This is a genomic window from Aeromicrobium changchenzhani (genome assembly GCF_057586615.1).
Window position 1 is genome coordinate 1,413,875 of the sequence record NZ_CM172480.1, and the last position, 19,679, is coordinate 1,433,553.

At 61.1% G+C, this 19,679-nt stretch carries 19 protein-coding genes; 13 read left to right on the plus strand and 6 right to left on the minus strand.

Annotation, left to right across the window (positions count from 1 at the left end; translation table 11 throughout):
• Positions 1-63: 63 nt before the first annotated feature.
• A complete protein-coding gene (locus tag AC2YB9_RS07165) occupies positions 64-882 on the plus strand; it encodes a pseudouridine synthase (protein WP_487268576.1) in 819 nt (272 codons plus the stop codon).
• Between the two features lie 10 nt (positions 883-892).
• Here AC2YB9_RS07165 and AC2YB9_RS07170 read toward each other — a convergent pair whose 3' ends face one another.
• Positions 893-1,240: a DUF2568 domain-containing protein gene (locus AC2YB9_RS07170; RefSeq protein ID WP_487268088.1), complete on the minus strand. Its 348-nt coding sequence runs from the start codon at positions 1,238-1,240 to the stop codon at positions 893-895.
• Positions 1,241-1,339: 99 nt separating this feature from the next.
• Between AC2YB9_RS07170 and gatC the strand changes: the two genes are divergently transcribed.
• The 3 genes from gatC (at position 1,340) to gatB (ending at position 4,735) form a co-directional block, all read left to right on the plus strand.
• Entirely contained in the window at positions 1,340-1,651 is a 312-nt protein-coding gene (gene gatC, locus AC2YB9_RS07175; RefSeq protein ID WP_487268089.1) for an Asp-tRNA(Asn)/Glu-tRNA(Gln) amidotransferase subunit GatC, read from the plus strand.
• A gap of 76 nt (positions 1,652-1,727) precedes the next feature.
• A complete protein-coding gene (gatA, locus tag AC2YB9_RS07180; protein ID WP_487268090.1) occupies positions 1,728-3,239 on the plus strand; it encodes an Asp-tRNA(Asn)/Glu-tRNA(Gln) amidotransferase subunit GatA in 1,512 nt (503 codons plus the stop codon).
• On the plus strand, positions 3,236-4,735 hold the full coding sequence (gene gatB, locus AC2YB9_RS07185) for an Asp-tRNA(Asn)/Glu-tRNA(Gln) amidotransferase subunit GatB (protein WP_487268091.1): 1,500 nt from the start codon (positions 3,236-3,238) through the stop codon (positions 4,733-4,735). The genes gatA and gatB overlap by 4 nt, the downstream gene beginning before the upstream one ends.
• 131 nt (positions 4,736-4,866) lie before the next feature.
• Here the strand turns inward: gatB and AC2YB9_RS07190 are convergent, their stop codons facing one another.
• Positions 4,867-5,775: an alpha/beta fold hydrolase gene (locus AC2YB9_RS07190; RefSeq protein ID WP_487268093.1), complete on the minus strand. Its 909-nt coding sequence runs from the start codon at positions 5,773-5,775 to the stop codon at positions 4,867-4,869.
• Positions 5,776-5,863: 88 nt separating this feature from the next.
• The gene (locus AC2YB9_RS07195; protein ID WP_487268094.1) at positions 5,864-6,709 is read right to left on the minus strand and encodes an ATP-grasp domain-containing protein; all 846 of its coding nucleotides are present in this window, start codon (positions 6,707-6,709) and stop codon (positions 5,864-5,866) included.
• Between the two features lie 76 nt (positions 6,710-6,785).
• Here AC2YB9_RS07195 and AC2YB9_RS07200 point away from each other — a divergent pair, with 76 nt between their 5' ends.
• The 5 genes from AC2YB9_RS07200 (at position 6,786) to AC2YB9_RS07220 (ending at position 12,739) form a co-directional block, all read left to right on the plus strand.
• Positions 6,786-7,436, plus strand: coding sequence for a SatD family protein (locus AC2YB9_RS07200; protein WP_487268095.1), 651 nt, complete (start codon positions 6,786-6,788; stop codon positions 7,434-7,436).
• Complete coding sequence (locus AC2YB9_RS07205; protein WP_487268096.1) at positions 7,433-8,140, plus strand: hypothetical protein; 708 nt, start codon at positions 7,433-7,435, stop codon at positions 8,138-8,140. The genes AC2YB9_RS07200 and AC2YB9_RS07205 overlap by 4 nt, the downstream gene beginning before the upstream one ends.
• A 58-nt stretch (positions 8,141-8,198) precedes the next feature.
• Positions 8,199-9,872: a dihydroxy-acid dehydratase gene (gene ilvD / locus AC2YB9_RS07210; RefSeq protein ID WP_487268097.1), complete on the plus strand. Its 1,674-nt coding sequence runs from the start codon at positions 8,199-8,201 to the stop codon at positions 9,870-9,872.
• Between the two features lie 142 nt (positions 9,873-10,014).
• Positions 10,015-11,397 (plus strand): SDR family NAD(P)-dependent oxidoreductase, encoded by a 1,383-nt coding sequence (locus AC2YB9_RS07215; protein WP_487268099.1) that lies wholly within the window; start codon positions 10,015-10,017, stop codon positions 11,395-11,397.
• A gap of 19 nt (positions 11,398-11,416) precedes the next feature.
• Positions 11,417-12,739 (plus strand): M15 family metallopeptidase, encoded by a 1,323-nt coding sequence (locus tag AC2YB9_RS07220; RefSeq protein WP_487268100.1) that lies wholly within the window; start codon positions 11,417-11,419, stop codon positions 12,737-12,739.
• A gap of 78 nt (positions 12,740-12,817) precedes the next feature.
• On the opposite strand, the gene AC2YB9_RS07225 is transcribed toward AC2YB9_RS07220, so the two are convergent.
• Positions 12,818-13,123 (minus strand): hypothetical protein, encoded by a 306-nt coding sequence (locus AC2YB9_RS07225; protein ID WP_487268102.1) that lies wholly within the window; start codon positions 13,121-13,123, stop codon positions 12,818-12,820.
• Positions 13,124-13,396: 273 nt separating this feature from the next.
• On the opposite strand from AC2YB9_RS07225, the gene AC2YB9_RS07230 reads away from it, so the two are divergent.
• The 3 genes from AC2YB9_RS07230 to ilvC are packed head-to-tail and all read left to right on the plus strand — an operon-like array spanning position 13,397 to position 16,875.
• Positions 13,397-15,226, plus strand: a complete 1,830-nt coding sequence (locus AC2YB9_RS07230) for an acetolactate synthase large subunit (protein ID WP_487268103.1) — start codon at positions 13,397-13,399, stop codon at positions 15,224-15,226.
• A 43-nt stretch (positions 15,227-15,269) separates the two neighbouring features.
• Positions 15,270-15,797: an acetolactate synthase small subunit gene (gene ilvN, locus AC2YB9_RS07235; protein WP_487268105.1), complete on the plus strand. Its 528-nt coding sequence runs from the start codon at positions 15,270-15,272 to the stop codon at positions 15,795-15,797.
• Between the two features lie 49 nt (positions 15,798-15,846).
• A complete protein-coding gene (gene ilvC / locus AC2YB9_RS07240; RefSeq protein WP_487268106.1) occupies positions 15,847-16,875 on the plus strand; it encodes a ketol-acid reductoisomerase in 1,029 nt (342 codons plus the stop codon).
• Between the two features lie 51 nt (positions 16,876-16,926).
• Here the strand turns inward: ilvC and yczR are convergent, their stop codons facing one another.
• Positions 16,927-18,369, minus strand: a complete 1,443-nt coding sequence (gene yczR, locus AC2YB9_RS07245) for a MocR-like transcription factor YczR (RefSeq protein ID WP_487268107.1) — start codon at positions 18,367-18,369, stop codon at positions 16,927-16,929.
• A gap of 60 nt (positions 18,370-18,429) precedes the next feature.
• On the opposite strand from yczR, the gene yczE reads away from it, so the two are divergent.
• Positions 18,430-19,074, plus strand: a complete 645-nt coding sequence (gene yczE / locus AC2YB9_RS07250) for a membrane protein YczE (protein ID WP_487268108.1) — start codon at positions 18,430-18,432, stop codon at positions 19,072-19,074.
• Between the two features lie 5 nt (positions 19,075-19,079).
• On the opposite strand, the gene AC2YB9_RS07255 is transcribed toward yczE, so the two are convergent.
• Positions 19,080-19,643 (minus strand): O-methyltransferase, encoded by a 564-nt coding sequence (locus AC2YB9_RS07255; RefSeq protein ID WP_487268109.1) that lies wholly within the window; start codon positions 19,641-19,643, stop codon positions 19,080-19,082.
• Positions 19,644-19,679 lie beyond the last annotated feature (36 nt).

Here is a 19,679-nt window from a genome sequence, read left to right on the forward strand (position 1 = left end):
CTCGGCGCAGCCTGGTTGCGTACGCCGGATCGGGACCGACCCCGGCCGGAGCCGTGGCCGACGATGGGCGCCTGGCTCCGCCACCGGTTACCCGAACGGGTTGATGTGACTCAACTGCTTGCCGATGAGCGATTCGTCTACGACAACGGCCTGCCCGTAGCTGAGGATGATCACTACACGCCCCACACGTTCATCTGGTTTCACCGCGATCTGCCCGTCGAAGTCGAGGTACCTGGCCAGCTCCATATCGTTCATCGCGACGAACGCCTCGTGGTGGTCGACAAACCGGCCTTTCTCTCAACGATTCCGCGTGGCCAGCACGTGCGGCAAAGCGTCGTCGTACGCCTGCGTGATGAGCTGGGACTGCCCGAGTTGTCGCCGCTGCACCGGCTGGACCGCGTCACGTCTGGTTTGCTGATGCTGGCAACCGAACGACGCTGGCGCGGCGCTTATCAGACGATGTTCCAGGACAGCGAAGTCCGCAAGACCTATTGGGCATTGGCGTCGCTGCGACCGGAGTTAGAACTACCGGTCGTGGTGCGCAATCACATCGTCAAACGACGCGGCAACTGGCAGGTCGACGTGGTACCGGACGCACCGGTCAACGCCGAGACGCTAGTCGAACTGGAGTCACAAAGCGGTGAGCATGGGGTTTATCGGCTGACGCCACGCACCGGCCGTACTCATCAATTGCGGGTCCACCTGCACAGCCTGGGCATCCCCATCGTTGACGATCCGCTCTATCCGAGCGTTCAGGACATCGCGGTCGACGATTTCAGCCGGCCACTGCAATTGCTCGCCGGCAAGCTCGCGTTCACTGACCCATTCGATGGCTCGCCTCGACAGTTCCACAGCGTTCGTGCCCTACCACTCATTGATTGATTCGGTTCGGTTAAGCGGTCAAGTTGCGTTGGGCGGTGAAGACCGCGATTGAGACGACTGCGAAGCCGAGCGCCCACCAGATCAACCCACCAGCCGCCGCATACAAAGCAGCGGTCAAAATGATCATCACCTGCACGAAAAATCGCTTCGGTCCTTCGATATAGCGGATCGAGTTCGGTGACATCCATTGCACCCAGAGGCCGATCGCAACGACGCCCAGAAATACGCCGATCGCCCACCCCTGCCAGCCATGGGCGAAGCCGTGCCCGGCAAAAATGAGCAGGATAACCATCGCGATCTCACAGATCAGGCCGAGTGAGTCGAACAGTTCGGCGTCGGTGGGGCGCGAGGGCGTCATGATCGCAGCATAGATGCCCCTCGGGTGCCATCGGACGAACCCCTAAGATGGACGCATCTCCCCACTAATCCACGAACCACAGCAATTTGAGGTATGTGCATGACTGACCCCGCCAAGGGCATCTCCCGTGAGGACGTGGTCCATCTGGCCAATCTCGCGCGAATCGATCTGAGCGACGCCGAGCTCGATCAGATGGCCGCCGAGTTGCCGGTGATCCTTGAATCCATCGCCAAGGTGCAAGCAGTTGCCAGCGCCGACATCGTCGCGATGAGTCACCCGCTGCCTGTTAACAATGTGTTCCGTGCCGATGTCGTGCGCCCCGGTCTTACCGTCGAGGAAGCGCTGTCCGGCGCCCCCGCCGCCGAACAAGGTCGATTCCTCGTTCCCCGAATTCTTGGGGAGGACGCATGAGCGAGCGTGAGCGAGCGAACAATTGGCAGCTCATGCCGCTGCCTCCCTACCGTGCTTTTTTGAGGGAGGTCGCGGCATGAGCGATGTCACTCGTATGAGTGCGGCCGCCCTCGCCGACAAACTGGCCGCCAAGGAGATTTCCTCGGTCGAAGCGACCCAGGCCAGTCTCGATCGGATCGCCGCGGTTGACGGCTCGATCAATGCCTTCTTGCACGTCGACACCGAGGGCGCTCTTGCCACCGCAGCCGATGTCGACGCCCGGCGTGCCAGCGGCGAGTCGCTGCACGCGCTGGCCGGCATACCGATTGCAATCAAGGACATCGTCGCCACGAAGGGGCAACCGACGACGTGTGGTTCAAAGTTCCTTGAGGGCTGGATTCCGCCCTATGACGCAACGATTATCCAACGCATCCGTGCCGCTGGGCTGCCGATCCTTGGCAAGACCAACATGGACGAGTTCGCGATGGGTTCGTCGACCGAACACTCCGCCTACGGCCCAACTCACAACCCGTGGGATCTCGGCCGAATCCCCGGTGGCTCCGGCGGCGGTTCAGCCGCTGCCGTCGCTGCTTTCGAAGCACCGTTGGCAGTGGGCACCGACACGGGCGGATCAATCCGCCAGCCCGGCGCGATGACCGGGACGGTCGGCGTCAAGCCCACCTACGGCGGCATCAGCCGCTATGGCCTCGTGGCGATGGCCAGCAGCCTCGATCAGGCCGGGCCGGTTACCCGTACTGTCCTCGATGCCGCGCTGTTGCACGAACTTTTGGCCGGCCATGATCCGATGGACTCCACCAGCATCGACGAACCAGCACCCGATGTTGTGGCGGCCGCGCGTCGCGCCGATGTCAAGGGTCTGAAGATCGGCATCGTCAAGGAACTCGGGGGCGCAGGCTTCCAATCGGGCGTGTCCGAGCGTTTCAATGAAGCGGTTGAACTCTTGACTCAGGCCGGCGCCGAAGTCGTCGAGGTTTCCTGCCCGAGCTTCGACTATGCGCTGGCCGCCTATTACCTGGTCATGCCATCTGAGGTGAGCAGCAATCTCGCCAAGTTCGATGCGATGCGTTATGGCCTCCGTGTGGGTCCGGCCGGAGTCGCCAGCCCCGACGCCGAACAGGTCATGGCCGCCTCGCGCGACGCTGGCTTCGGCGCCGAGGTCAAGCGCCGCATCATCTTGGGCACGTATGCGCTCTCAAGCGGCTACTACGACGCCTACTACGGTTCGGCACAGAAGGTACGTACGCTGATCGCTAACGACTTCAGTGCCGCGTTCGCCAAGGCCGATGTGCTCATCTCTCCAACGTCGCCGACGACCGCATTTCCGCTCGGGGACAAGCTCGACGATCCGTTGGCGATGTATCTCCAAGACGTTGCCACCATCCCGGCCAATCTCGCCGGTGTACCCGGATTGTCGTTGCCTGCGGGTCTTGCTGCCGAGGATGGTTTACCAGTGGGATTCCAGTTCTTGGCGCCCGCGAAAGCCGACGACCGGCTCTACAACGCGGCCGCGGCGCTCGAAGCGTTGCTCGAAGATTCTTGGGGCGGCCCCTTGCTTGACCGGGCGCCAACCCTCGAGGAGGCACGATGACCAGCACCGAAACACTCGTCGATTTTGACGAAGCACTGACCCGCTATGACCCGGTCATGGGCCTGGAAGTCCACATCGAACTCAACACCGTAACCAAGATGTTCTGCGGTTGCCCGACCGTGTTCGGCGCCGAACCCAACACCCAGACCTGCCCGATCTGTTTGGGCCTGCCCGGTGCGCTTCCGGTCGTCAATGCGAAGGCCATCGAGTCGGCAATACGTATCGGTCTCGCGCTCAACTGCGAGATCGCCGAATGGTGCCGTTTCGCGCGCAAAAACTATTTTTATCCTGATCAACCGAAAAATTTCCAGACGTCGCAGTATGACGAGCCGATCGCCTTCGAGGGTTGGACCGATGTCGAGGTTGACGGCACGACCTATCGCATTGATATCGAACGTGCGCACATGGAAGAAGACACCGGCAAGTCGTTGCATGTTGGCGGCTCGACCGGCCGCATCCATGGCGCCGATCATTCGCTGGTCGACTACAACCGCGCCGGCATACCGCTGATCGAAATCGTCACCAAGACGATTGGGGTCCCCGGTGACGTCGCCCCCGCGGTGGCTCGCGCCTACGTCGCACATTTGCATGACTTGATCGGTGGGCTCGGCGTCTCCGACGTCCGTATGGATCAGGGCTCGCTGCGCGCCGATGTGAACTTGTCGCTCAAACCGAGCGGATCTGATGTTCTTGGCACCCGCAGCGAGACCAAGAATGTCAACTCGTTCCGTTCGGTCGAGCGCGCGGTTCGGTTTGAGGTTGGCCGCCACGCTGCGGTGCTCGATGCCGGCGACAAGATTGTTCAGGAAACCCGGCATTTCCATGAGGACACCGGTACTACATCCTCAGGCCGCGAGAAGTCCGACGCCGAGGATTATCGCTATTTCCCCGAGCCTGACCTGGCGCCGGTTGCGCCGTCACGTGAGTGGGTCGAGCAGATCCGCGCCACGATGCCCGAGCAGCCCGCCGTACGCCGTGCACGCCTCGCCACCGAATGGGGTTTCAACGACCTCGACATGCGTGATGTGGTCGGTGCTGGCGCGCTCGAACTCGTCGTTGAGACGGTTGAAGCCGGCTCGTCGCCGCAGGCCGCCAAGAAGTGGTGGCTCACCGAGATGGCACGCCGCTCGAATGAACAGGGTGTCGACATCACTGAGCTGGCCATCACTCCGGCCCAGGTTGCTGAGATCCAATCGTTCATCGATGCGGGTCGTATCAACGACAAGATTGCCCGCGAACTGTTCGACGGCGTCTTTGCTGGCGAAGGCACTCCCGAGGAGGTCATCACCTCGCGTGGGCTCGAGCTCGTCTCTGACGACGGTGCGCTAGGTGCCGCCGTCGATCGGGCGATCGAAGCCAATCCTGCGGTCGCGGACAAGATCCGCGACGGCAAGCAGGCCGCCGCCGGCGCGCTGATCGGCGCAGTTATGAAAGAAATGCGCGGACAAGCCGACGCCGGACGAGTACGCGAGCTGATCCTGGAGAAGCTCAGCTGAACCAGCCGCCCGCACCACGCTCCTCGCGAGTGGCGCAGATTCGGGGCTTTTGTCGTCGAAAAACCCCAAACTTGCGCCACTCGGCGACAAACTTGCGCCACTCGCGGTGGCGTGGGAGTTGTGACTCAGGCTCAGGACTTGGCGCGCTCGGCTTTGAGCTGGGCAACGCGTTCAATCAGCGCAAGCAGTTCGTCGTGGATGACACCCGGCTGTTCAAGCGGGAGAAAATGCGATCCCTTTAACTCCATATAGGTGGAATCGAGGATCCGCTCGGAGGCGCTCTTCATATCGCGGGCGCCGGTGAGGATGTCACCTCGACCGGCGATAAATGTGACTGGAATCTTGATCCCCGACAGCGGTATCCGGTCGCTTTGAGCGATGCTGAGCGCGAGATGGGCATACCAGCGCGGATTTGTCGTGCAGAATTCGCTGAGCATGACTTGCACGTCTCGCGGATCGGCGCGTTTGCCGACGAAGCCGGTCATCTGCACAGCACGCGCCGTCAGATTGGTCCACGGGATTGACTTGACGAGCGGGCCGAGCGCATTGCCGGCCAGATATCCCACTCGAGTGGTGTTGATCATGATCTGCTTCGCGATCGGCCGCGGCAGATGGAGCGGTGCCAGCATCGTCGCAAATGTGTTGCCAGGGACGCCCGCGACCGCGAGGATGCCATCGATTCGGTCGGGGTATCGGGCCGCCAGCTCGAACGCGATCGTCACGCCGTGCGACCACGAGGCGACGGCCGCCGACTCGATGCCGGCGTCGTCCATCACCGCAATGGCGTCTTCGATGTATGAGTCGATATCAGCCCGTTTGCTGGCCGGACGCTCGGAGCCGCTGACGCCACGGTGGTTCCACGAGACGATACGAACGCCACAATTGCGGTCGAGGAAGGCCGGCCAGGAATGTGGATTGGTGCCAAGCCCGTTCGACAGGAGGACAACTGGCCCATCGGCGTCGTTGGTCCAGGCGCGGAGCCGGGTCCCGTCGGGGCTGCGGACGTCGTAGTAGCGCACGTACTGGACTATCGGGGTCACGGCCTGATTGTGCCGTCGATGGCGTTGAGCTGCAACGTGATTGTGAAAATTCAGCGTATGACATTGCCGATACTCAACCGACGATCAATCACGATTCGAGTGCTCGTATGAGTCGCTCGGCGCCGCCCTCGCTGTGGATGAGGAACAGGCTCGGCTCGGTGAGTTCAAGCTCGATCACGAGTGGGTTGCCATCGGATGCGGTAACCAGGTCAACGCGGGCATACAGCAATCCTGCTGGTTGGCCGGTGATCTGGTTGGCGGCGACGAGCGCATTTGCTGCGACCTCGTGCTGAGTGGCGGTCGGAGCACGCGGCGTGATTTGTTCGTCGGTGTGTTCCACGGTAGGGACGCCCGCGCCGCTGTGTAGCAGTTGGCCCTTGCGGATGGCATGGGAGAACGCTCCACCAATGAACAGCATGGCGGTTTCGCCCTCGCTGTCGACCGACTGGATATAGGGCTGGACCATCGAGGTGCGGCCGGCCGAGGTCAGTGATTCGCTGTGCGCGTAGATATCGGTGGGCTTGCCCCAGCGGGCGGTGTCGCGCGCGCTGGCCGAGATTGACGGCTTGCAGACCCACTCGGTGTGGTTGCCGATGTCGTCACCGGCCTGGACATTCCAATAGGTCTCGATGATCGGGACTCCCGCAGCTGCGAGCTCGCGAAGGTAGGTCTTATCGGTATTCCACGCGATGACCTCGGCGGGATTCTGTAGCGACGGTACCGATTGCGTCCACGCCAGATATTCGGCCCGGCGATCGGTGTAATCCCACGTCGAACGAATGACGACGTGGTCGAAACTGGACCAGTCGACGGTGGGATCGTCCCAGTTGAGCAGCTGGGCCCGATGGCCGCGGGCGGTGGCGGCGGCCAGAAGCAGCGGCAGATCAGGGTCAAGGCTCTGGGCGGGGGCGCTGGTGGCAAAAGCTAGATACACGCGTGCCATTCTGTCAGCCGAAACTGTTTGAGCGTGGGACTTACATCTTTAGAAAGTAAGCCATATACTTACAAATATGAAAATGAAGCAGCAGGCTGGAATTGCGTTGATCGGTGATGTGGTTGGTTCACGCACCCACCGCGATCGCGAGGCCCTGCAACGCACGCTCGAAGCGGTGCTCGCCGGTCTCAATGAGCGCATCCCGGCCCGGCAGCCGCTTGCCCCGACGGTTGGCGATGAGTTCCAAGCGATGTATGACGATGTTGCCACCGCGATCGATGTGACTCTGCGGCTCCGGTTGCACCTGCCCGACGGACTGGATTGTCGTTTCGGGCTCGGCGCGGGAACCTATGCGCATGTCGGTAGCTCGTCGTACGGTGTCATGCAGGACGGTCCGGCTTGGTGGGCGGCGCGCGACGCCATCGTCATCGCCAAGGATCGCGAGCACCGCAAGAATGGCACGCTCCGCACTTGGTTCTGTGCCGAGGATCAACTGGGGGACCATGACATCGCAACAATCAACGCGCATCTATTGTGCCGCGACCAACTCGTCGGCAGCATGAGTGCGCGCCGCCGGCGTCTGTTGCTTGGCGTGATCGACGGTCGCACCCAGGCCGTGCTGGCGCAGGACGAGGGCATTTCCGCGTCGGCGGTTTCCCAAGCGCTGCATGCCTCCGGCGCGTATGCGGTCCTGTCCGCGCGTGAGCTGATCGGAGCCTCCGCATGACGCTGCTCGGACTATTCCTCACGATGATCGGTGCTGCCGATCTCGCGCGCTACGGCATATCCGGTGCCGGAATGCGCCGACGGATTGGGGCCGTGGCCGTGGCGGCCATCGTCGGTCTGTTCGGTTTCTGGGGTCTGGGTCGACCGGTCGATGACCTCGCGGTTCTGCTGCTGGGCGTCCTGCTCATCACCGTCTGGATTTTCGCCGTGAGCCTCCCATCCCATCGCAGCGAGCGCTTCGCCCTCGGTGGCCTGATCGCGGGCATCCTGGCTTTGCTCGGTTTCGGACAACACCTCGGGGTCACTGATGGCTGGCTGCAGTCTTGGTATTCCTCGCTGACGATCGACGGGCTTGTCGACGTCAGATTCGACCAATTCGCGCTCGCTTTCGGCTGCTTTCTCGTGCTGCAGAACACTGCGAATCTGATCGTTCGCTTAGTTCTCGATGGTGCGGGTCCGGGTGTCAGCGCTTCGGCCAAAACGCTTAAGGGTGGTCGAATTCTGGGCCCATTGGAGCGTTCCTTCATCTTCGCGATGGCGCTGTCGGGTCAGTTCACCGCAGTCGGCGCGGTGATCGCGGCCAAGAGCATTCTGCGATTCCCGGAGATCTCGCGCGCCGACGACGACGGTGACATGGCCGAGTACGTCTTGGTGGGCAGTTTCGCCAGTTGGGTGCTGGCCTTGGTGTTCATACCGCTGTTCTGATCGGGTCGAGCGGCATACCGCGTTAATCCACGGCGCACTGACGTCGTAATCTCATGGCATGGCCCCTGACATCAAACCCCGCAGTCGTACTGTCACCGATGGACTCGAAGCAACCGCATCACGCGGGATGCTGCGCGCGGTGGGCATGGGCGACGAAGACTGGGAGAAGCCGCAGATCGGTGTGGCTTCCAGCTGGAATGAGATCACCCCGTGCAACTTGTCGCTTGACCGGCTCGCCAAAGCGGTCAAACAAGGCGTGCATGCTGGCGGCGGCTACCCGCTTGAGTTCGGCACCATCTCGGTGTCCGACGGTATCTCGATGGGGCACGAGGGCATGCATTTCTCGCTCGTGAGCCGCGAGGTCATCGCTGACTCGGTCGAGACCGTCATGATGGCCGAACGGCTCGACGGTTCGGTGCTCCTCGCCGGTTGTGACAAGAGTCTGCCTGGCATGTTGATGGCTGCCGCCCGTCTCGATCTGGCCAGTGTCTTCCTGTATGCCGGTTCGATCATGCCCGGCAATGTCGATGGCAAAGACGTCACAATCATTGATGCCTTCGAGGCAGTCGGCGCCTGCCGCAAGGGCCTCATCACGCGTGACCAGGTCGATAAGATCGAACGCGCCATCTGCCCCGGTGAGGGTGCCTGTGGTGGCATGTACACCGCCAACACGATGGCCTCGGTCGCTGAAGCGCTTGGCATGAGCCTGCCTGGCTCGGCCGCCCCGCCAGCCGTGGATCGTCGCCGTGATGGTTTTGCCCACAAATCGGGTGAGGCCGTTGTCGAATTGCTCCGTAAGGGCATCACCGCTCGGCAGATCATGACCAAGGAAGCATTCGAGAACGCGATCACCGTCGTGATGGCGCTCGGCGGATCGACCAATGCAGTGCTGCACCTGCTGGCGATTGCCAATGAGGCCGAGGTCGATCTGACGCTCGCTGACTTCAACCGGATCGGGGACCGAACCCCACACTTGGGTGACTTCAAACCGTTCGGTCGATTTGTGATGAATGATGTCGACCGTGTCGGTGGCATCCCGGTCATCATGAAAGCACTCCTCGACGCCGGTCTTATGCACGGTGATTGCCTTACCGTGACTGGCAAGACAATGGCGGAAAACCTTGCTGAGATCGACGTCCCGGTTGACGGCAAGATCGTCCACACACTCGACAACCCAATTCACCAGACGGGTGGGCTCACAATCCTGCACGGCTCGCTCGCTCCCGATGGCGCGGTGGTCAAGAGCGCTGGCTTCGACTCCGACGTCTTTGATGGCACCGCGCGGGTCTTTGATGGCGAGCGCGCTGCACTCGACGCGCTTGCCAACGGCACCGTGGTCGCCGGCGATGTCGTCGTCATTCGCTACGAGGGCCCCAAGGGTGGTCCGGGTATGCGCGAGATGCTGGCGATCACCGGCGCAATCAAGGGCGCTGGACTGGGCAAGGACGTCCTGCTGCTCACGGACGGCCGGTTCTCTGGCGGCACCACCGGTCTGTGCGTCGGCCACATTGCGCCCGAAGCTGTCGATGCCGGACCGATTGCGTTCCTTAAGGACGGCGACCGGATCACGCTCAACATGACCGACCGCACACTTGACCTTGGCGTCGATGCGGCCGAACTCGAGGCTCGTAAGGTCGGCTGGGCGCCGCCGGAGCCCAAGTACAAGCGCGGGGTGCTCGCCAAATATGCCAAGGTCGTGCACTCGGCCGCGGTTGGTGCGGTCTGCAGCTGAGACTGTCCACAACTGACGGGGGCAATCGACCGGTATCCTGATTGCGGCACATTCCGCACTTCACGCATCCCTGGAGAGATCGATTTCTGACGCGCAGCACGAAACCATCGATCCCGATCAACTGGCGATTGCGCTGGCGGTCTTGGCCGCAGCTGAACGCCTTGATGAGAATGATCCGGACTATGTCGCACTGCGCCGGGCTTGCGGGAAGTTCTACAAGAACGTCAAGAAGTATCGCCGGTTGGCTAAGCGCGCCGAAGTTGCTGCCGCCGATCGCGCGGTGGTCTCGGCGACAGCAACCGGCTCCAACCAGCGGATCGATGATGAGACTGCCGGCATCCTGCTGACATCGAACGCCCCAGGCGCGGTCGCGGGCGAGCTTCAGGTCGCTCGGTCGTGTTATATCTGCAAGCAGAAATACACGCTGGTGGATGCGTTTTATCACCAGTTGTGTCCGGAATGTTCGGCGTTCAATCACGCAAAGCGTGATGCCACAACCGATCTGTCTGGCCGACGCGCGCTCCTGACCGGTGGCAGGGCCAAGATCGGCATGTACATCGCACTGCGATTGCTGCGCGATGGCGCCCATACGACGATCACGACCCGATTCCCGCACGACGCGGTGCGCCGATTCACGGCCCTTCCCGATAGCAGTGACTGGCTGCATCGGTTGCGGATCGTCGGTATCGACCTGCGCGATCCGGCGCAAGTGGTCGCGCTGGCCGACTCGGTCGCGGAGCAGGGACCGCTCGACATCCTGATCAACAATGCCGCCCAAACCGTACGCCGGTCGCCGGGTGCCTATGCGCCGCTGGCCGCGGCCGAGTCGGCGCCGCTGCCGACGGGCCCGCTGCCTGAGCTCTTGACCTTCGGCCACACGAGTGATGCGCATCCGGCGGCACTCGTCGGTTCGGTTGGTAACCATCCGGTACTGGCCGGCGACACCCATACCGCCGACGAATTGACTGCCCTGGCAATGACTGCGGGCAGCGCGGATCTCGACCGGATCGACGCTGGGGGGTTGGTGCCCGATGCCGTCCACAGCAACAGTTGGACTCAGCACGTTCATGAGGTCGATGCGCTTGAACTGCTGGAGGTTCAACTTTGCAATATGACCGCGCCATTCATCCTGGTTAGCCGGCTCCGACCGTCAATGGCTGCGGCCGCGGCGCGGCGAAAATATGTCGTCAATGTGTCCGCGATGGAAGGACAGTTCGCGCGCCGCTACAAGGGCCCGGGGCATCCGCATACCAATATGGCTAAGGCCGCGCTGAACATGATGACGCGGACCAGCGCGGCGGAGATGCTCGAGACTGATGGCATCTTGATGACCGCAGTTGATACCGGCTGGATCACCGATGAGCGACCCCATCATACGAAGGTGCGGCTGGCCGACGAAGGCTTCAGAGCGCCGCTAGATCTAGTTGACGGCGCTGCTCGTGTATATGATCCGATCGTGCGCGGAGAAGCGGGCGACGACATTTACGGCTGCTTTGTGAAAGACTACGCACCCTCGCCTTGGTAACCCGACCTGAAGGGCCTCTATGCGCCGCCTGTGGACAATGGTTGCTGCCCTAACACTTGTTATAGCGCTGGGGAGTGCAAGCCCGGCATTAGCTGCTGCGGATGGGTCGTCGCTCGCGGTAACTGCGCCATCGACCGCGATCGCTGGTCAGCAGGCAACGATTGAGATTCAACTCCATGATGGAACACCTCCGTACGAGATCGTCCGTTTACAAAAGCACAACGGGACCACATGGGACGATGTCGCTTCCAAGCAGGTCGATGACAATGGTCATGCCGTCGTTTCGACCGCAGTTGCGGTCGGAAACAACGCGTTTCGAGCGGTGTATGGACCACAAGATACCCAGCTGGTCAAAGAGTTCTCGATCACCGGCACGCGACCGGCCCTCGAGCGAACCGCCGCAGTCATTTCGCTGACGTTGCCGAAAACCGTCGTGGACGAGAAGACCGCAAAGCTGGTCATAACTTGGCAGAACAAAACGGCGGTCAAACAATCTGGCACCGTGAAGATCGAGCGTCATTCGAGGACCAGCAAAACCTGGCAACCGTATAAGTCGGTCAAGGTCGCCAACGGATCTGCGACGGTGACCGTTGGCCCACGGGTGTTGACCTATTACCGAGTGCTAACGCCGCAAACTGTCACTGCGCTTAAGGGCATATCGAAGACTGTTTACATCAAGAATTTACCGCCGGGCGCGGTAGTAAAATTCCCCAAAAAAGCACCCAAGCCAAAAATCAAATTGCCGGCCCAACCACGTGCAACCGCACCGGGGGCCCACGCGGTCATCCATAAACTGAGCAAGAAGGTGTTTGCGTCGATGAAGGGGCGATCGTGGCACAAAGGATGCATAAGTCCTAAAAGCCTGCGTCTGATCAACGTCAATTACTGGGGCTTTGATGGCTACCGCCGCCGCGGCGAGATCGTTGTCAACAAGTCGGTCGCGAAGAATGTCGCCGGCATCTTTACTGATCTGTACGCGAAGCGAGTTCCCATCCGCGCCATGTATCGCGTTGACAGGTTTGGTTATTCCAAGCGGGTCAAGGGCGCCAACGACTACAAATCAATGGAAGCGGACAACACATCGGCGTTCAACTGTCGCAATGTGGTTGGCCGACCGGGTGTTCGGTCGCCGCACGCCAGCGGCCGTTCAATTGACATCAACACGTGGGAAAACCCCTACAAAGTTGGTGGCAAGGTCTATCCCAACTCTTACTGGGCCAAGCATAAGTCGCCCAAATCGGTCGTATGGCGATCCAAGAAGCATCCAGTGGTCAAGATTTTCGCCAAGCATGGTTACCGGTGGCTCGGGTCTTTCGACACGCAGCATTTTCAGAAGAGGTAGCCCGCTGCTGATTTGGTGATGGCATGACAAACCGGGCTGGGGATTGATTCCTCAGCCCGGTTCACATCGATCACTGTGCTATTTGATGGCGCACTTCGTTGCGACCTTGGAGAAGGCCGTGGTCAGCGCTTTGCCTTCGCTCTTTGAGCCTTCGTAATCCTTGTCGTTCTCAGCAAGCGCCTTGAGCGTCTTGTCCGCGACCTTTGAATCGACCAGGATCTTCGAGGCGCAATCAGCCTGAGGTTTCGTGAGCGCCGTGCCAATCACGCTGTTCTTGTTGCTCAGCGCTTTCGACAGATCGTCCGCCGATGGCCGACCGGAGCCGCCACATGCGGCCGTCGACGCGAGACCGAGGGCAATCAGGGTTATCCCGAGCTTCTTCATATATTTGGTGTCCTCAAAATTTGATCAGGTTGTCGGCACCATCAAACCAGTTGACCGCCGAATGGGGCGAATTTAGGGGGCATTCGGGCCTCCAATATTTGGGATACCCGTCTCATATCGTGGGAACACTGAGGGGTAGACTTGCGTAGGTCAGGCGCGGCAGGGGACTCTGTTCATATGCAGTATGAACTCCTTGTAGTACGCAACTGACGCGTTCGCCTGAAACCGGCTCCCGCGTCTCCCTCGTTTGCCTGATGGCCGAGGGATTTTTTTGTGGGAGAACGAACAGCGCCGCGCGGCAATCGCGACAGACGACACAACCGAAGGGCAGATGCAATGACCGAACAGCTCACGGGGGCACAGTGCCTTGTTCGTGCGCTGGAGCTTGCCGGTGTGGACACCATTTTTGGTATCCCCGGTGGCGCCATCTTGCCGGCATACGATCCGCTTTTCGACTCGAAGCAGATCCGCCACATCCTCGTACGTCACGAGCAGGGCGCAGGCCATGCTGCACAAGGCTATGCGATGGTGACTGGCAAAGTCGGCGTGTGCATGGTCACATCCGGGCCCGGAGCCACGAACTTGGTGACCGCAATCGCCGACGCGCACATGGACTCGGTGCCGATCGTCGCAATCACCGGCCAGGTCGCCAGCGGCTCAATCGGTTCTGATGCATTTCAGGAAGCTGATATCCGCGGCATCACGTTGCCGATCACCAAACACAGCTATTTGGTCACCAAAGCTGAGGACATCGCACGTGTCATTGCCGAGGCGTTTCACATTTCGCTCACCGGTCGTCCCGGACCAGTGTTGGTCGACATTGCGAAGGACGCACTGCAAAATCTGACCACGTTCGAATGGCCCAATGAGTTGGCGTTGCCCGGCTACCGGCCGACGACACGTCCGCATGGCAAACAGGTTCGTGAGGCGGCGCGACTCATCGCGGAGTCGAAGCGTCCGGTTTTGTATGTCGGTGGCGGTGTGATTAAGGCTGATGCGGCAGCGGAGTTGAAGGTGCTCGCCGAACTGACCGGGATCCCGGTCGTCACGACGCTTCAAGCACGTGGTGCGTTCCCTGATTCGCATGAGTTGCACATGGGCATGCCGGGTATGCACGGCACTGTCGCGGCGGTCGGCGCGTTGCAAAAGTCGGATCTGTTGATTTCGCTCGGCGCCCGGTTCGATGATCGTGTGACCGGCGTGTTGAGTTCGTTTGCGCCCGAGGCAAAAGTCATTCATGCCGATATTGACCCGGCCGAAATTTCAAAGAATCGTGCTGCCGATGTTCCGATTGTCGGTGACTGCCGCGAGGTGATCGGCGATCTGATCCTCATGCTCAAGAAGCAGACTGACGAGGACGGAGTCACCGGCGACTATTCTGCGTGGCGTCAGCAGATGCTTGCGATCAAGGCGAAGTACCCGGTCGGCTTTGAGAAGCCCGCTAAGGGGCTCGCGCCACAGATGGTCATTCAACGCATCAGCCAGATCGCTGGCCCCGAAGCCACCTACGTATCAGGTGTCGGGCAGCACCAGATGTGGTCGGCGCATTTCATCGACTTTGAACGGCCGCGGCAGTGGCTCAACTCCGGCGGCGCCGGAACAATGGGTTATGCCGTGCCGGCAGCAATGGGCGCACAGGTTGGGCTTCCTGGCGAAGTGGTGTGGGCCGTCGATGGTGACGGCTGCTTCCAGATGACGAACCAAGAGCTCGCAACCTGTGCCATCGAGGGCATCCCGATCAAGGTAGCGATCATCAACAATCAATCGCTCGGCATGGTTCGCCAATGGCAGACCTTGTTCTATGACGGCCGTTACTCCAATACCGATCTCAATACCGGTAGCGAAGAGAGCGGTGGGCGTCGAATCCCCGATTTCGTCAAGCTTGCTGATGCCTATGGTTGTGTGGGTCTCCGCTGTGAGACCGAAGCCGATCTTGACGCAACCATCAAGCAAGCCATGGCGATCAACGATCGCCCGGTCGTGATTGATTTTACCGTCGAGCGCGATGCGATGGTGTGGCCGATGGTCGCTTCCGGCACTGGCAACGACGCGATCAAGATCGCCCGCGACATGGCACCGATCTGGGACGAGGACGAACTGTGAGTAACAAGATTCTCGTCAACATGACACGAAAGGCGGCGTAACCATGCAACATACGTTGAGCGTCCTGGTGGAGAACACCCCCGGCGTGCTGACCCGTGTCTCGAGCCTGTTCATGCGTCGTGGCTTCAATATCCATTCGTTGGCGGTCGGCCCGACTGAAATCCCCGAGATTTCGCGTATGACGATCGTCGTCGACGTCGATGACCCGTCGCTCGAGCAGGTGACCAAGCAACTCAACAAGTTGGTCCACGTACTTAAGATTGTTGAGCTCGAGCCCGAGTCCGCGGTTGAACGTGAACTCATGCTGATCAAGGTCAAGGCCGACTCACAAACGCGTAGCGATGTCCTCGAAACGGTGCAGTTGTTCCGCGCCAAGATCGTCGATGTCGCGACCGATGCGGTGACGATCGAGGCAACGGGCGACGCGCGCAAACTTGAGGCGATGCTCAACGTTCTCGAGCCCTTCGGGATCCGCGAAATCGCCCAATCGGGACGCGTGGCCATTGGCCGCGGCGCCCGTTCAATCACCGACCGCAGCCTGCGCGCCGTTCTTGGCGCCCAGGTCGGCTGAACCACATCAAACCCCAACACAAGAAACCCCAACACAAGGAGAAACACCCGTGGCCGAGTTGTTCTACGACGACGACGCAGACCTGAGCATCATCCAAGGACGCCAAGTGGCAGTCCTCGGTTATGGCAGCCAGGGTCACGCGCATGCTTTGAATCTGCGGGACTCGGGCGTCGACGTACGCGTCGGTCTGCTCGAAGGTTCCAAGAGCCGCCCCAAGGCCGAAGCGCAAGGACTTCGCGTTCTTACCCCCGCAGAAGCTGTCGAGGAAGCCGATGTCATCGTCGTCCTCGCTCCCGATCAAGTTCAGCGCACCCTGTATGCCGACTCGATCAAGGACAACCTTGTCGCCGGCGACGCCTTGGTCTTCGGCCATGGCTTCAACATTCGCTTTGGCTACATTGAGGCGCCCGAGGGCGTCGATGTGATCATGGTTGCGCCCAAGGGCCCCGGTCACTTGGTTCGCCGTGAGTTCGTTGACGGACGCGGTGTCCCCGACATCGTGGCGGTTGAGCAGGATGCCACCGGCAAGGCCTGGGATCTGGCGCTGTCATATGCCAAGGGCATTGGTGGCACGCGTGCCGGCGTTATCAAGACCACGTTCACCGAGGAGACCGAAACCGATCTCTTTGGCGAGCAGAGCGTCCTGTGTGGCGGTGTCTCGCAGCTGATTCAGTATGGTTTCGAGACCCTGACCGAGGCCGGTTACCAGCCTGAGATCGCGTACTTTGAGGTCCTCCACGAGCTCAAGTTGATCGTCGATCTGATCAATGAGGGCGGCATCGCCAAACAGCGCTGGTCGGTCTCCGACACGGCCGAATACGGCGATTACGTGTCCGGCCCGCGGGTCATCGATCCGAGTGTCAAGGAGAACATGAAGGCGGTTCTGGGCGACATTCAGAACGGTTCGTTCGCCAAGCGCTTCATCGATGATCAGGACAACGGCGCGAAAGAGTTCCTTGAACTCCGTGCCAAGGGCGCAGCCCACCCGATCGAGGCTGTCGGCAAGCAGCTTCGTGGCCTGATGTCCTGGGTTAAGACCGCGGACACCGACTACGTCGAAGGCCAAGCCGGCCGCTGACGAGTCGCTCACGTGCGCCGAGGAGTCACTCACAAGTGACTCCTCGGCGTTTTAAGCGATGAGGTTCAGTGCGGTTGGCCGAGCGTTCGTGGCTTCGGCGCCGGCGGCCTTCAGTTCGTAGGCGTCGCGGAGACGACGTACTGCTTCGCTGAGAACCTCGGTCGAATGTGTGTATGGCAGCCGGAGGTGGCGTTCGCCGACCGCCGCGTGATGAGCGAAGAACCGGGGGCCGGGCGTCAGGATCAGGTCGTGTCGAGCTGCCTCGGCGACCAAGGCAGTCGACATACGGCGGGGAAGTGTGAGCCACAGGCTCATGCCGCCGGGGGAGCGTGGCGCACGGAAATCGGGCAACTCCTGCTCGATCAGATTACGAAGGTGCGATCGTTGCCGGCGGAGGGCATCGAGTGCAGCCGCCTCGATCTCGTCCGGCGCGGCCAGAATCTCCGCGAGTACGAGTTGTTCGAAGGCAGCTGAGCCGAGGTCACTCGACATCCGCGCTTGGATCAGCGGCGTCACGAGGTCAAATGGCGCGCGAATCCAGCCGATACGAAGTCCACCCCAGTATGTTTTGGCGGCCGAGCCGACCGTTATGGCACGGTCATCGTGAGCAGCAAATGGTGGCGGCATCGCGACCCCGTCAAGATTCACCCCACTCATGGTTTCGTCGATGACCGGCACCACACCCGCCTTGCGAAGATTGCTGGCCAGTCGTTCCCGACCGGTTGTGTCGAGCAGCGCCCCAGTTGGATTGTGAAAATCAGGAATCAGGTAGGCGAAGCGATGCGCGCCACCGCGGAGAACCGCGCTGACCGGATCCTCATCCCATGGTGTGTCGCCCACCGGCAGCGGAGTAAGTCGTGCACCGGCTTGGGTCCAGGTGTCGAAGGCATGGGGATACCCGGGACTCTCGACGATCACGCGATCGCCACGATTGAGCAGCGCGCGGGCGATGAGTGACAATGCGCCCATTGCTCCGCTGGTCACAATGATTTGCTCTGGGATGGTTCGAAGCCCTCGGGCCGTGTAGTGCTCGGCGAGACGTTCGCGCAGGATCGGCAAACCATCGGGAAGGTAGCCCGTCGTGGCGAGCAGCGCCGGCAATCCGTACATAGCGGCTTCGTAGGCGCTGCCGATCCCGGCCGGCGCCACGCTGGCAGCATTTGTCAACGACACGGACGTGTTGTCCGGCCCGTGTGGAAGCAGTGAGCTCGTGCTGGACGCAACGTACGGAACACGGATTACGCTGCCGGAGCCGCGGTGTGACTCAAGGAAGCCGCTCTCACGAAGTTCGGCGTAGACTCGTGCGATCGTTGTGCGGCTGACCCCTAGGGCTGCGGTCAATTCACGTTCGCTCGGTAGCCGGGTGCCGTGCAGCAGCCGGCCATCGAGGATCAGTAGCCGGACCCGATCGGTTAGATCCCGATAGGCTGGGCCGTCGAAGTGGAGCTCACCAAGAAGATCACGCAGACGTTTGGCGGAGACGAGAACAACCACGAGGCCACCATGTCACAATTGGCTATGTATTAACAGTCCACTTTCGACGAGGATGGAGCCATGGCCCAATACCTTGATCTCGGACTCACCTCGCGTGAGCAGATCCGTGCCGGGCGGCTTGGCCGTCGTATACCGCAACTTCTCTTGGGCCTGATCCTGTTCGGTTGGTCGATGGCGATGATGGTCGAATCTAATCTCGGGCTGATGCCGTGGGACGTCTTTCATCAGGGTGTTGCGAAGCACGTGCCGTTGTCCTTCGGCGAGGTCGTGATCGTGGTTGGTGCACTGGTCCTGCTGTTGTGGATCCCGTTGCGGCAGTGGCCCGGGCTGGGCACGATCCTCAATGTAGTTCTGATCGGCATCGCCGCCGATGTCGGCCTCAACGTCATGTCTGAGCCAGGCGCATTGTGGGTGAAGGCGGCACTGCTAGTTGGTGGGATCGTCCTCAACGGGATCGCCGGCGCGCTCTACATCGGCGTGCATCTGGGGACCGGGCCGCGCGACGGATTGTCGATGGCACTCAATCGGATCACCGGTCGCAGTGTGCGGCTGATGCGTACGGGTGTGGAGATCATTGCTCTGCTGGTCGGGATCGTGCTCGGTGGAACCGTCGGGATCGGTACTGTCCTGTATGCATTCGGCGTTGGCCCCTTGCTGCAGTACTTCCTGCCCAAGGTCCAGGTGAACCTCGCAGACCGGCGTTGATTGGCCTAGCGTCGTGTGGCGATGATGACTGACGTACCGGCGTCGATCAGCATTTCGACTGCGGTGAAGCGTTCGTCGGTCAACCATTCCTCACGAACCGTGTCGACGCGACCTTCGAAGATCGGCGGCCAATAGTCCGACGGCGTGAAGTCGTCCAGCACTGCGATGCCGCCGGGCTCCATCAGATCGGCGACGATATCGACGCTCCGCTTGACGTCACGGACGTCCACGAACAGCAGCGAAAATGGTGCGTACCGCTCCAATGTCGACCAGTCACCTGAGGTCACTTCGACATTGTCGACATCTTTGAACAGGTTCTGTACGACCTCGGCAAGCTTGGGATCCAATTCGGCACTCACGATTCGTGAACCCTTGGCCGCTCCTGTCGACAACCACGCCGAGCCCACGCCGCAGCCGGTGCCGAGTTCGGCAAGAGTTCCGGTCCGTGAGGCGGCGAGCGCAGCCAGCAGTCGACCGGTCTCGTGTCGAGTAGAGGTGATGAAGCCGCGCTGGCGGGAAAGATCGAGCGCTTTTGCGACGAGGGGTGGGATTTCGGTAGGAGCGCTCACCCGGTCAGTGTTTCATGAACACGAGGTGCGCATCTC